Annotated in this window: 1 protein-coding gene; it reads right to left on the bottom strand. The window is 45.1% G+C overall.

Annotated features, from left to right (window positions below; all coding sequences use genetic code 11):
* Nucleotides 1-88: 88 nt before the first annotated feature.
* The gene (gene bacA / locus MST20_RS15590; protein WP_243943271.1) at nucleotides 89-15,853 is read right to left on the bottom strand and encodes a bacitracin non-ribosomal peptide synthetase BacA; all 15,765 of its coding nucleotides are present in this window, start codon (nucleotides 15,851-15,853) and stop codon (nucleotides 89-91) included.
* Nucleotides 15,854-15,908 lie beyond the last annotated feature (55 nt).

Genomic DNA, 15,908 nt, shown 5'->3' with positions numbered 1-15,908 from the left:
CTGCCAATATCAGAATCGGTTTTTTGCAGAAAATGGGGCAGCTGTACAATCTATCATTTCAAATGATAGATTGTACAGTGCAATTCCATCACACTTCCTCTTCCGCGTACTCCTCACTAACAGCCGATTCGGCTTCAGCGGTTAATACAAAACGCGCTAATGATTTGGCAGTCGGATGTTTAAAGAACGTGCTGATCCTCATATCAATGCCAAACGTTTTGTTAATGGAATGGACAGCTTGCATCGCTTTCAGCGAATTCCCCCCCTTGTCGAAGAAATGGCAGGAAATACCCATCCGCTCTGTTCCGAGTACGTCCTCCAAGATGGAAATGATGCGCTGTTCAACATAGTTTCTTGGCGCTTCGTACTCTGCTTCAGTTCCTGCGCTTCCGTCCGGCTCAGGCAGGGCTTTTCTGTCGACTTTCCCGTTTTTGGTGAGCGGCAGCTTGTCCATTTTCACAAAATAGGCGGGGATCATGTAATCCGGAAGCTTTTCACCTAAAAATCCTTTCAGCTCATCAAGGGAAATCTCGCGATTTGCCGTAATATAGGCGCAAATGTACGGGCGGCTCTCTTCGTCTTCCCTGACGATGACGATCGTCTCATTGATGTCTTCATGCAGCTCCAGCCGGCTTTCGATTTCGCCGAGTTCGATCCTGAAGCCGCGGATTTTCACCTGATGGTCGATCCGGCCGATGAATTCGATGTTGCCGTCAGGTAGCCATTTCGCTAAATCGCCCGTCTTGTACAATCTTTCTCCCGGCATAAACGGATGCGGGATGAATTTTTCCGCCGTCAGTTCCTCGCGGTTTAAATATCCTTTGCTTAAACCATCTCCTGCGATGCACAGCTCTCCGGGAACCCCAATCGGCAGGAGCTTGCCGGCTTCATCCATGATCAAGACTGACGTATTCGCCAGCGGGCTGCCGATCGGAATCGTTTCCGCCTCATCGTCTATCTCGTTGATGAAATAATATGTCGCATATACCGTGCTTTCCGTTGGGCCGTAAACATGAATCAATTTATCCCGGCCGACATGATCCAGCACTTTTCTCACATGCGGAATCGACGCTCTTTCCCCGCCGAAGAGGATTTTCCGCAGCTTGGCAAGGGAGCCGATATTGATGTCGGCGAGCGTATTGAACAGCGCCGTCGTAATGAACATCACACTTACTTGTTCTTTTTTTATCACTTCGGCCAGCTCATGTGTATCCAAGACCGTCTCTTTTTCGATCAGGACGAGTGAGGCTCCGTTTAAGAGCGCTCCGAAGATGTCGAACACCGATCCGTCAAACGAATAGTTGGACAGCTGGAGGATGGCGTCATCTTCTGTGATGTCGATATAATTGGTATTTTTAACGACTCTTACCGCACTGTAATGCTGGATGACCACTCCTTTTGGCGTTCCGGTTGAGCCGGACGTGTAGACGATGTACGCTGTATCGCTTGAGCGATTCACACGCGGAAGATTCTCTTCGCTTAGTAAGTGCAACTCGCCCGAACACAAATCAACGGTTTTGATATCAAAAGGTTGAAGAAGCGAATCTGTTGTTACTAACAATGCCGCACCGCTATTTTTCAACATATAATCGATTCTGTCCCTAGGCGTTTCAGGATCGATCGGCAAATACGTGCCTCCCGCTTTTAAAATCCCGATGATGCCAATGATCATTTCAAAGGAGCGGTCCGCGATGAGCGCGGCAATCGAGCCTCTACCGATCCCTTTTTCTCTGAGGAGTCTCGCGGTTTGGTTTGCTTTCTCATTCAGCTCTCTGTAGGTCATGCGCTGAGCACCGAACACAAGAGCCGTATGGTCAGGCGTCTTCATGGCCTGTTCCTCAAAAAGCTCATGAAGCGGCTTGTCTTTCGGGTAATCCGTTTTTGTATCGTTGAATGTGTGTAAAATCCTGTGTTGTTCTTCTTTTGACACAAGGTTGATGTCTCGTAATGTTTGTGTCTCATCTTCCGCCACTTGTTCTGCGACGGTGATGATATGCTTTTCTAATGTTTCGATGATGGTGTTGTCATACACATTTTCGTTAAATGTCAATTTGAGCTTCAGCTGCTCATCTTCTAAAACGCCGGTCAGATTAAAATCATAGTTGGTCCGCTCTTTTCCATGAACACCTTCCAGTTCAAAACCGGTTTCCCCGGATTGGCTTCTGAACAGCTCTTCATCAAACGCATAATTTTGAAAGGCCATGACATGAGTGATCAGCTCTCTTTTCATTTCACTCAGATCCTGAATTTCCGATAAATTCATATAGCTGTATCGATTGCTTTCGATAGTCTCGGCTTGTGTTTTCTTTAACACCTCTTTAAAGCTTCTCGCGCCTTCAAAGCTGATCCGGGTCGGTATTGTATGAATAAACAAGCCGACCATCTCTTCGATGCCGTCAACTGGAGCCTCCCGTCCCGAAACGACGGTTCCGAATACAACTTCATCGGTATTGTTGTATTTGGCGAGAATCAAGCCCCAAATTCCTTGAAGAACCGTATTGATGGTGACATGATGCGTCTTGGCGATCCGTGCGATTTTTGCTGTCAGTTCTTTTGAAAACGATATGACTTTTTCTTTGCCGCCATATTCTTCTGACGTTGCGCTGCGATTGAACACCGGAAGTTCCGCCCGCGTCTCATACCCTTTCAGATATTCCTTCCAGTATGCCGCAGCTTCTTCTTGATCTTGTTTTTCCAGCCATTTGATATAGTCTCCATATGGCTTTGGCTCTTTTAATTGGCGGGATTCATCTTTCATTATTTTTCCATATAGGCTGAACAGCTCGCTCATAACAATACCCAGACACCAGCCGTCCAGCAGGATGTGGTGATGACTCCAAATCAGCCGATACGATTCATCATTCATTTTGATCAAACAAATCCTCATGAGGGCTTCACTGCTCAGATCAAAGCCTTTTTCTTGATCTTCTTTTAAATATGTTTCTATGAACCTATGCTGGCGGGTCCGATTTTCTCCTGTCAGATCTATTGATGTGAAAGGCGTTTTCCGTTCTCTAGCTATGATTTGTCTCGGTTCGGCTGTGATTTCATATTCAAAAGACGCCCTTAAGATTTCATGCCTTTTCACGATCTCGTGAAAGCTTTCTTCTAAAATGTCCGGATGGACACGTCCTTTTAATTCGATGACCATTTGCTGGAGGTATGCCCCTGATGTCTGATCCATAGCGTTATGAAATAGCATTCCTTTTTGCATGTTGGCCAGCGGATAGATCTTTTCGATTTGAAAAGCGCTGTACTTATCTTTAATTCGCTCCAGCTCTTCAAGACTAAGCGAGACATCGCCATAATCGGAAGGCGTCATGTCCGATCCTTCTTTATCAACGCAATGATCGACGATCTTTTCCAGGTTTTCTTTGAATGATTGATTGAGTTGTTCGATTGTGTTTGTTTGGTATTGGTCCTGGTTGAACGTCGTATAGATTGTCAATTCGCCGTTTAAAGAGATCGCATTCATGTCGATGGCGCAGTGTCTTACGATTTTTCCGCCGATGCTTTCTCCCGGTGAAAATGGCGACTGGGAAAATACTTTTCTATTCATGTCATTTTTCATTTCTCCAAAATAGTTAAAAGAAAGCGGAGCCTGTGTTTGTATTTTCTGAAGCTCTTCTGTCATGTATTTTAAAACACCGTAGCCGATCCCTTTATTCGGTATTTTTCTCAACGTTTCTTTGACCATTTTGATATTTTGCGATATTTCTTTTTCTTCTCCCAAATCGATAAAGACCGGATAAACCGTCGTAAACCAGCCGATCGTTCTCGTGATGTCAACACCGTCTAAGATATCCTCCCTGCCGTGCCCTTCCATCATGACCTTCAATTTGTTTTCTCCGGTGATATCCCTGACTGCGGCGATTAATGCCGTCAGCAAAAGATCGTTGATTTCCGTGTTGTAGGCTTTGTTTGCGTTTCGCAAAAGTTTCGCTGTCACGTCTGGGCCGATTCTGATGCTCAAAGTGGTGCTGTGTTCAAACGTGTCTCGCTCAAGCTTTTCAGCAGGAATGAATGGAACATCAGCTGCCAGAGCCTTTTGCCAATACTCCCTTTCCTTTAACAGCCTGCGGCTTTGGGCATACTTCTTCAATTGTCGGGCGAACTCTTGGTATGAATCCGTTTTATATCCGATGTCGAGAGGTTCGCCTTTCAATGCCTGAAGGTACAATGTTTCAAAATCCTCGAACAAAATTCTCCACGATACGCCGTCAACGACAAGATGATGGATCGCAATGAGCAGGTGATCGCCCTCATCAGCCCGGAAGATGCCGAGATGAACGAGTTTTCCTTTTCTAATCGATGATCTTTTTTGAATGCCTGTCGCCAGCTCGAACACCTTTTCCGCTTGATTGCCAAGGCTTCTTACATCATAAACATCCAGGTCGAACAAGTTTTCACGATAGCCTCTGTTGTATTGAATGAAGTCCCCACCTTTTTCTTCATAGATCATCCTTAACGCGTCATGCTGCTCCAGTATTTTATTGAAGGCTGTTCTGACGAAGTTTTCGTCATAGCCGTCTTTTCTAAAGAGCATAAATGACTGGTTGAAATGGTCAAGCTCCTCTTTGTTGTTCGTAAAATATCTCTTTTGGATAGGAAGCAGTTCCGTCTCACCTGTAACGGGTTTGTTATGTTTGCGATGTCTTGTTTCTTCTGTGATCAATCGGCTGAGATCTTTTATTTTCGGATTGGCGAACAGCGCCTTCATCTCAAGTTTCAGGTTCATTTTTGCCAGCCTGGATACGATCTGGAGCGCCTTGATCGAGTCTCCCCCTGCCGCAAAGAAATGGTGGCTGATCCCGATGTCCTCGGCACCGAGAATCTCTCTCCAGACTTGCACGAGTTTTCGTTCGATTTCATTGCGGGGCGGCTCGTACCGAGTTCCTTCTATTGAATTGCCGTCCGCCTCAGGCAGTGCGCTTCTGTCCACTTTACCGCTTGGGGTGCGCGGGAGCCGGTCAAGCTTCACAAAATAGGACGGAATCATATAATCAGGCATTTCCCTTTCAAGAAATTGTCGTACATCAGCTGCAGGCAATTCCTTGTCAGAGGCGATATAGGCGCATAAATAGCTGTTGCCGTTTTGATCCTTTTCGGCGATCACCGCCGCTTCTTTGATTTTCTCATGTGTCAAGAGCTGCTGTTCCACTTCGCCGAGCTCTATGCGATAGCCGCGGATTTTCACTTGATGATCGGCCCGTCCTAAAAACTCAATCTGTCCATCCGGAAGCCACATCGCCAAATCTCCGGTTTTGTACATTTTTTTGCCTGGCTCAAACGGATGGTCGACAAACTTTTCCGCCGTAAGCTCAGGTCTGTTTACATACCCCCTGGCAACCCCTTCACCTGCTATGCATAGTTCTCCGGCAATCCCGACCGGCAGAGGGCGGAGTTCTTTGTCCACAATATAGATGCTTGTATTGAGAAGCGGTCTGCCGATCGGAATGGACGGTGTTTGCGGCACTTTTCCATATTCTATTTTGTATGAAGCAGCATCCACACAGCACTCTGTCGGACCGTATACATTCGTGATGTTGCATGACAGATTCGGGAATTTATGAAATAGGCCGCCTATGACATCAGGTGTTAATGCATCTCCGCCGACAATCAATTCCTTCAGATCGAATTCGTGCTCCGATTTGTCCAAATAAGCCAGCATGTTTAAATGAGCAGGCGTCATGTCAGATACATGGATGTTGTTTTGCGAATAGTACTCAATTAAACTCATGGCGTCCCAGGCTGTCTCGCGCGGGACGATGCAAAGTGTATGCCCGAAGAGAAGCGCTGCGAATATTTGTTTGACAGAGGCATCAAATATATAAGGTGCAACCAGTGCTACATTTAAATGGGAATCGAGATGCTGATAAATTCTTTCATTTAATCCATGAACAAGATTGTTCACACTGTGATGCTCGATCATGACGCCTTTCGGTTTTCCAGTGGATCCTGATGTATAGATGACATATGCCAAATGCTGCGGCTTGATGTCATGTTTAAGGTTTTCCACGTGGTCATTTTGCCCGGTTTGCTCAATCCGGATGATGTCTCCGGCATATGCTTCAACCGGGTCCACATTGCCTGCCGCGCATAATACGCTGACATCGCTGTCTTTTAACATGTAGCTTATTCTTTCCTGCGGATACGCCGGATCGATTGGCAGATAGGCGCCGCCAGCTTTCAAAATACCCATCATACCGACGATCATTTCGATTGACCGTTCTGTGAGAATCCCTGCTATCACATCAGGGCCTACTCCTTTTTGACGCAAGGTGAAAGCCAGGCTGTTCGCCCTTTCATTCAGCTCCCTGTAAGAAATCGTTTCATCCCCGAAGGCAACCGCCGGATAATCAGGCGTTTTTTCCGCCTGCTTTTCAAACAGTTCCGGTATCGTCATCTCTTTGCAGAACACACCGTCTGTTCGGTTAAAATCATACAGAACCCGATGTCTTTCATCCTTTGTCAGGACATCTATCTGATTGATGGCAACGTCCGGATGATCCGCCGCTTGTTCCAACAGGCTGATCAGGTGTTCAGATAGTCTTTCCATTCTTTCCTTGTTGAATAGCGTCGTTGAATACTCAACTTCCAATCTTAATCCGTCTGCCGCTTCACTCGCAGTCACTGTGATGTCAAACTTGGAAATGCCGCGCTTGATCTCCACCAGCCTGCTTCTCAGCCCTTTTGCTTCAAACGGCTTTACGTCTGTGTTATGGTACACGAGCATCGTATCAAAGAGCGGGTTTCGGGCCATGTCGCGTTTGATGTTTACTTTTTCGACAAGCTCTTCAAACGGATAATCCTGGTTTTCATAAGCTTGAAGCGTGTTTTCTTTTACCTCTTGCAAATAATGTCTGAACGTCTTTTTCCCTTCCGGATGGTTTCTGATCGCCAAGGTATTGACAAACATGCCGATGAGATGTTGAATATCCTCATGATTTCTCCCTGCAGCCGGGGTCCCGACGATGATATCTTCCTGACCTGTATATTTGGAAAGCAGTGCTGTATAACCGGCCAACAGAAGCATGTACATCGTAACGCCGTTTTCTTTCGCCATATGCTGAAGCTTGCGGAATGTTTCACTTTCGATTGCTGCAGTGACGGTGTCACCTTCAGAGCTTTTCGTCAGCGGCCTTTTATGATCTGTCGGGAGATCAAGGACCGGGATATCGCCTTTATACGTCTTCAGCCAGTATGCTTCCTGTCTTTTCAGCTCATCGCTGCGGGCATGGCTATTTTCCCATTGTGCGTAATCTTTATATTGAATATCGAACGGCTCCAGTGATTTCCCTTCATACAGCGCTCCCAGCTCTTGAACGAAGATGTCGGTGGACACGCCATCGGAAATGATATGGTGCATATCGAACATCAGCAAGTGCTCACGTTCATTCACTTTGACGACCTCCGCCCTTAAAAGCGGTGCTTTTTCCAAATGAAACGGCCTGATGAAGCTTTTGATTTTTTCTTCGGCGCTTTCTTTGCCGATGTCACTGTATGCGACTTGAAAATCGATCTCGTTTTCAATCTGCTGCATCACCTCACCGTCGATCATGACAAATGAAGTTCGAAATGATTCATGTCTTTTGACCATGTTTTTTAATGTATTCTCAAATCGGCGGATATCAAAATCGCCTTCGAGCGTCATGGCAAAAGGCATGTTATATGCAACATGACTGCCTGCTTGAGAAAGGATATAGAGCCTTTTTTGCGCTGAAGACAATCGGTAATATAGTTTTTCTTCCGTTTTTCCTATCGATGTAAAAACACTTTCCTTCGCCGCACCGATAAATTCCCTCAGCCCTTTAATCGTCGGGGTTTCGAATATTTGTCTTAAAGGCAGCTTGACATTCAGTTCTTTATGAATGGTTGATACTAAAGCGGCGGCTTTAAGCGAATGCCCGCCGGCTTCAAAGAAATGGCTGTTGATCCCAATTTTATTGATCCCTAAAGCCTCTTCCCATATGGAAACAAGTTTTTCTTCCATCTGATCCCGCGGCGCTTCATAGCGGCGATCCATTGTGACGCTCCGTTCAGGAACCGGAAGGCTTTTCTTATCCACTTTTCCATTCACGGTAAGCGGCAGCCCATCAAGCTGGACAAAGTGCTGGGGAATCATATAATCCGGAAGGCTTTTCTTTAAAAACGTTCTGATCTTCTCCGGTTCAACTTCCTTTTTAACCGTTACATATGCGCAAAGATACGGGTCATGATCTCCGTCTTCTCTTGCGATGACCGCCGCTTCTTCAATCTTTTCATATTTAAGCAGCCGGTTCTCGATCTCGCCGGGTTCGATCCGATAGCCGCGAATCTTAACCTGCTGGTCAATCCGTCCCAAAAACTGAATGTTTCCATCCGGCAGCATTTTGGCAAGATCACCTGTACGGTACATTCTTTCCCCAGGTACAAACGGATTTTCGATGAATTTTTCCCGAGTCAATTCCGGTCTGTTGACATACCCTCGGGCCAGCCCTTCCCCGGCGATGCAGAGCTCGCCGCTGGCTCCGAGCGGACAAAGCTGCAGGTCTTTGTTCAATATATACACTTTGACGTTATCGATCGGTTTTCCGATTGGAATATTTTGATGCGATTTGTCTATTGGAAAACTTGTAGCGACGACTGTATTCTCCGTCGGTCCGTAATTGTTAACGATTTGATAGCTTTTTTCTTTAAAGACGTTTAATTTATCTCCGCCCGTTAACAGCGTTCTTAACGAATGATTGTCAAGCGCTGTAAATTGTTCGCAGACTGGTGTCGGCAAAAAGCTGATCGTAATATGATGATCATGAAAATACCGGTTCAGCTTTTCAATATCCAGCCTTGTCTCCTGATTGAGGACATGAACGGTGGCTCCCGCTGTTATATAAGGGAACAGCTCCCAGACAAAAGCGTCGAAACTGATGCTCGCATAAATCGAGCTGTTGTCGTTTTGTCCGACTTCAAAACAGGATTGATGCCAGCTGCACAAGTTGATCAATGATTGATGTTCGATCATCACGCCTTTTGGCTTTCCCGTTGAACCCGACGTATAGATGACATATGCAAGGTCGCCGCTTTGATTGACATTGTCAATGTCTGACCGATCCTGCCTGGCAATCCTCTCATCATCCATATGAATCAACTCGATCGATTCCGCCGTAAGCTCCTCGGCAAGCGGAACGTCAGAGATGATGACTTTGACTTCACTGTCAAAAGCCATGTATTTCATACGCTCCAGAGGATACTCAGGATCAATCGGTAAATAGGCGCCGCCTGCTTTCAGCACACCGAGAATCGCTGCGATCATATCGGACGAACGCTCCATCATGATCCCGACAAACGTATCCGGCTTGACACCTTTTTCTCGCAACAGCCTTGCCGCTTGATTTGCTTTTTCATTCAACTGTCGGTACGTCAGTTTTTGATTTTCAAAAACAACTGCAGTGTGATCTGGTATTCGTTTTGCCTGTTCCTCAAACAGCTGGTGGATTGCTTTTCCTTTTGGATATGCCGTCTTTGTATCGTTACAGGACTCTAAAAGTATCCGTTTTTCTTGACGGGATATCATGTCGATTTGATGTAAAGCAACATCAAGGTTTTCTGAAACTTCCTCTAAAATCCTGAAATAATCTTCCGCTATCTTTTGAATCGTCTCTTCCTTGAAAAGACTTGTCGAATATTCAATGTTCAATACGATCTTTTCTTCAAAATCCAACACATTAAAGATCATGTCAAATTTTGCATTGTCCAGTTCAAAGATGATCGGACTTAGCTTGACATCGCCTTTCTGTTTGGTAAACATCCTGGCATCTTCCAGAACAAACATTGTATCGAATAAAGGATTGCGGTTAGACTCCCGTACACCATTGAGTTTGCGGATCAAATCATCAAACGGATACTCGGAATTGTCAAAGGCCGCTATCGTACGCTCTTTCGTCTGCTGCAAAAATTCTTTAAAACTGTTGGAAGTATCAACCTCGTTCCGCAAAGCAAGTGTATTAACAAAAACGCCGAATACATCTTGCAGATCAGGATGCAGCCTTCCCGCAGCAGCGGTTCCGACAACGATATCTGTTTGATTTGTATATTTATTTAAAAGCACATAATATGCGCTCAGCATCACCGTATAAAGAGTTGTTCCGGTATGTTTCGCCAGCTTCCTTATATGATCTGACATTTCCCGCTCCATGTCCAAAAACACGCTGCTTCCTTCAAACGTGTCAATATGATGACGTTTATAGTCATAAGGAAAGTCCAGCTTTGACGGTATATCGCGATAAACGTCAAGCCAATAGGCTTCCTGCTTTTTCATCGCGTCTGATTGATTAAATGTATGATTCCATTCCACATAATCTTTATATTGCACATTTACTTCCGGCAATGGCACATTGCTGTAAAGTTCCAATATTTCATTCATCAGGATGCCTTGAGAAACCCCGTCACTGATGATGTGGTGGAAATTTATGACCAGTATATGCCTCATATCGTCGATTTTGATCAGCTTGGCCCTCATAAGAGGCGGCCGGCTTAAATCAAAGGGCTTGATAGATTCTTTACAGTACGTGCTTGTAATCTCCATTAAAGCACGCTGATCTGTAATCGAAGCGTCTAAGCACTCGTATTCCAGGCGGAAGTCGACATTCTCATAAATTTTTTGGATGAGTTCATTGTTTTGGATTTCAAACCCGGTTCGCAATATTTCATGTCTTTGCAAAAATGTCTTCAATGCGTTTTCGAGCTGTATGGCGTTGATCCGGCCTTCGACAAGAAGGGCCATCGGAATATGGTAAGCTCCCCTTTCATTTTCCAGCATCGACAGCATATACATTCTTTGTTGGGCAGGGGATGTCGGATAATACTCTTTTTCGCGAGCCTTTTGAATCGGATGTTCCATATCGCTTTCTTCTCTGTTTTTCAAATAGTGGTCCAAAGCGATGATTGTATCATTTTTAAAGATTTCGCTGATCGGCATCTCAACATTCATTCGTTTGTTGATTTCCGTGATGATGGATATCGCTTTGAGTGAATCTCCGCCGATTTCATAATAGCTGACATCAAGATTGATGCTGTCCAGGCCAAATATATCTTTCCAAATCTCCAGAAGCATGGCTTGTGTTTCATTCTCCGGCAGCATCGGTCCGCCTCGTTGACCTTCATCTGCGGTATGTTGTTCAGCCAAGTCATGGAGCGTGCGCTTATCGACTTTTCCGTTTACAGTTAACGGGATTTCCTCAATTTGCACGAATTTCGCAGGAATCATATAGTCAGGCAGCGTTTTTTGCAAAAATTCCTTTACATCTAATTGGCTGATCGCGTTCTCGGCTACAACAAAAGCGTATAAGTTTTTGATTCCGTCCGGGCTTGTATAATCAATAACCGATGCCTTCGTGATCTCGCGATGGTTTAAGAGGGTGTTTTCAATTTCCCCCATTTCCACTCTGTAGCCTCTGATCTTCACCTGGCTGTCTTTTCTTCCGAGAAACTCTACATAACCGTCCTCTTTCAAGACGCCATAGTCACCCGTTTTATAGATGTAACCTAATTCCTGATGCTGGATAAATGAATGATCCGTTTTTTCTTGATCATGAATATACCCGCTTGCTACCCCAGCTCCGCCTATGTACAGCTCTCCTTCGACACCGACGGGGCATAATTGCTTATTCTGGTTCAATACGTATATTTTTTGATTGGCCAGCGGTTTTCCATAAGGAATGCTTTTCCAGTCTTCCTCTACTTTTTGAATCGGATAGTAGATCGACCAGATGGACCCTTCTGTTGCGCCTCCCAAGCTAATTACTTCTGCGTTTTTAAACGTCTTTCTGATTGTTTCAGGCAGCTGAAGCGGTATCCAGTCTCCGCTTAGCAGGACGAGTCTGAGATGATGATTGAGCTCGCTTTCCTTGTATAAATCAGCCGTCATTCCCATAATCGCCGGAACAGAATTCCAAATCGTAATCCGTTCTTTTTCGACTGTCTCTTTCAGACTGAATACATCCCTTTGGTCATCAATGATGACAAGTGAGGCCCCGCTGCTTAAAGCGCCAAACACGTCATACACAGATAAATCAAAGCACAATGAGGAAATGCCCATTATGTTATCTTGTTCTGTGACGTTGAATTTTTCATTGATATCGAGAATGGTATTCGCTGCGGCACCATGCGTAATCTGAACGCCTTTTGGCTTGCCTGTGCTTCCTGACGTAAAGATGACATATGCCATGTCATCCAAATCGACTTTTCGGTCAACCGGCGCTTTTGAGAAGCGCTCGATATGTTCTTTGTCATACACGTCATGGCTGATGAAGAATTTGCAGTTGCTTTTTGATTGGATATACGCCTTTCTTTCTTCCGGATAATCCGGATCGAGAGGGATATAAGCTGCTCCAGTCTTCAATACAGCCAATAAATTGACAATCGTCCCCAGACTTCTTTTGCCGATGACACCGATATAGTCGCCCTTTTCAACCCCTTTTCCAATGAGAAATCTTGCGACCTGGTTGGATTTTTCGTCAAGCTCCTGATAGGTCATCACCTCATCATGATGCTTGAGGGCCATTCTGTCAGGTCCATCTTTAACCTGGCCGGTAAACAATTCGTGCAAGGGCTTGGTATCGAAAGATTGGTCTGTGTCATTATAGGCGCTGATCATTTGGCGGCTTTTTTCATTCATTTGGATGGTTGAAACGTCCTCGCCAGATACGGCTTTCTGGATGACAGCGATATACTGGTCAAACATCGATTCAATTACTTCATGTTCAAAAATTTGCTCCACATAGTCCCATGTAATATAAAGGCCGCCGTTTATTTCATAAACTTGGTTGTCAATATATACTTGCGACGTTCTCGTGCTAAAGAAATGAATGTTGTCAAAATCGACAAGACTGTCAAATGAGTCGTCGGGATTTTCACTCAGCACGCTTGTGAATACGATCGGCATGACCGCTTTTTTATTCATGCCATTCTTTTTGGCGATGTTTCTGATCACATCAACCCCGTCATAATGTCTGTGTTCCAGTGCTTCCAAAAGCGTGTCCTGAACATTTAAAGCAAATCTCCAGAAAGAGCTCATGTTTTCTTCGGCATGGATATCCAGCAGCATTAAAGAGGTAAAATCTCCGATCATGTTCTTGACATCCGGATGAAACGGGATTCTGTTAAATACGGTTAAATTAATAGCAAAATGATTTTGCCGGCTCCAATAAGCTAGTATATAGGCATATGCAGCACAAAGGACGGAAGTCGGCGTGAGATGATGATGCCGGGCTTTCTTTTTTAATTCATTCCATGTATGTCCATCCAAAAACGTTGAAAACTTCTTGAACGAAGGTTTCGATACATGGGCTGGATCAGATTTAAGAGGCAGCTCAGGCGCACTTGGAAAATGATCCAGTTTATCCAGCCAATATTGTTGATCTTTTTGATATCTGCTTGTTTGCTTAAAATCGATTGAGGCCAAAACATAATCTCTGAAGCTGTATTCTAGTGAAGGCAGTTGGAGGCCGGGGTTTTCATATAGTTGTTTAAACTCTCTGATTAATCGTTTCATACTGCTGTCATCGCAAATGAGCGGGTCCACATTGAGGAAAAAATATTTTTTCTCTCCAGGCAGCATAAACGTTTTGAGTTCAAACAAAGGCCATACACTTGGATCAATGATTTTTGATGTCATCTTCTCCCGCTGTTCTAAAATTCTGGCGTTGATTTCTTCTTCTGTGAAACCTCTTAAATCCTGAGTTTCGATCGTATAACGTTGTGTTGCTTCGAGAATTTTTTGCGTTCCGTTTTCAAATACGATCGTGCGGAGAATCGGATGCCTGTCAATCAGTTTTTGCAGTGTCAGCTGAAATCGATTCAAATCGACATCAGCTTCAAATTCGACAGTTAAATTCGTAGCGACTCCGCCGATTTCGAACGTCTCATCCCTGCCAACCAAATAAGCCAGCTGAATGCCTGTAAGCGGGAATGTTTCATGGATATTTTCCGGATCGGCAGCCCTTGTCACGAAGCCGTCTCCCTTGTCTTCTTGTTGATTAGCTTCGATAAAAGCGCTCAATTCCTTTATGGTCGCAAGCTTAAATAGCTGATGCAGCGGAATTTCAACATTCATTTTTTCCTTTATTTTTGCGATGAGCTCCATCGCATGCAATGAATGTCCGCCCATTTGTGCAAAATGATCATGAATGCCTGCTTTTTCAATATGCAAAACATCGCACCAAATGGCAGCTAATTTTTCTTCCGTTTCATTTTGCGGCGCTTCATATTCGCTTTCCGCCCCCGCCGTTCTGTCTGGCTCCGGCAGAGCTTTTCTGTCGACTTTCCCGTTTTTGGTGAGTGGCAGCTTGTCCAATTTGACAAAATATGCGGGAATCATGTATTTCGGAAGCTTTTCACCTAAAAATCCTTTCAGCTCATCAAGGGAAATCTCGCGAGTCGCCGTGATATAGGCGCAAATGTACGGGCGGCTTTCTTCGTCTTCCCTGACGATGACGATCGTCTCATTGATGTCTTCATGCATCTCCAGCCGGCTTTCGATTTCGCCAAGTTCGATCCTGAAACCGCGGATTTTCACCTGGTGGTCGATTCGGCCGATGAATTCGATGTTGCCGTCAGGCAGCCATTTCGCTAAATCGCCCGTCTTGTACAGCCTTTCTCCCGGAATGAACGGATGCGGGATGAATTTTTCCGCTGTCAGTTCCTCCTGGTTTAAATATCCTTTGCTTAAACCGTCGCCTGCGATGCACAGCTCTCCGGGAACCCCAATCGGAAGGAGCTTGCCGGCTTCGTCCATGATCAAAACCGACGTATTCGCCAGCGGGCTGCCAATCGGGATTGTTTCCGCTTCATCGTCTATCTCGTTGATGAAATAATACGTCGCATACACCGTGCTTTCCGTCGGGCCGTAAACATGAATCAATTTATCCCGGCCGACATGATTCAGCACTTTTCTCACATGCGGAATCGACGCTCTTTCCCCGCCGAAAAGGATTTTTCGCAAATTCGACAGACAGTCGACATGAATGTCGGCAATCATGTTGAACAATGCCGTCGTAATGAACATCACGCTGACCTTCTCCTTATTGATAGCGCTTCCAAGTCTATTGATGTTCAATAACGCTTCCTTCTCAATCAGGACCAGCGACGCTCCGTTTAATAAAGCACCGAAGATGTCGAACACCGATCCGTCAAACGAATAATTGGACAGCTGGAGGATCACGTCGTCTTCTGTGATATCGATATAATTGGTATTTTGAACGACCCTTATGACACTGTAGTGCGGGGTGACGACGCCTTTTGGCGTTCCTGTAGAACCTGATGTGTAGATGATATAGGCGGTATCGCCGGAATCATTGACAGAACTGAGCGGTTCTTTACTGAATCCGTCTGAAGCCTCTTTGTCCAGCTGAACGATGTCGGCCTCACAATCGATTCCGTCTGCCGCTTTTCCTTGCGTTAGCAGCACCGCGGCTTTCGTGTCGCTGAGCATGAAGGCCATTCTATCTTTCGGCGTTTCAGGGTCAATCGGCAGATACGCACCTCCCGCTTTTAAAATACCGATGATGCCGATGATCATTTCAAAGGAGCGGTCCGCGATGATCGCGGCAATCGAGCCTTTGCCGATCCCTTTTTCCCTGAGAAGTCTCGCGGTTTGGTTTGCTTTCTCATTCAGCTCTCTGTAGGTCATGCGCTGAGCACCGAACACAAGAGCCGTATGGTCAGGCGTCTTCATGGCCTGTTCTTCAAAAAGCTCATGAAGCGTCTTGTTTTTTGGATAATCGGTTTTTGTGTTGTTAAAATGTAGGATCAGTTCTTTTTCATTCTCTGTCATTTTGTGAAATACCCCATTTTCTAATGAATGTTTAGCAACCATATAAAAATTCTCCTTTTTGATAAAATATTCACCATAATATTGGTCTGTAGTTGCT

It is taken from the genome of Bacillus sp. B19-2 (assembly GCF_022832475.1).
Lineage (GTDB): Bacteria > Bacillota > Bacilli > Bacillales > Bacillaceae > Bacillus > Bacillus paralicheniformis.
This window is presented reverse-complemented; position numbering and strand designations above follow the sequence as displayed.

Coding starts and splice junctions, on each gene's coding strand:
- bacA (WP_243943271.1), bottom strand. CDS start 15,853: ATGGTTGCTAAACATTCATTAGAAAATGGGGTATTTCACAAAATGACA.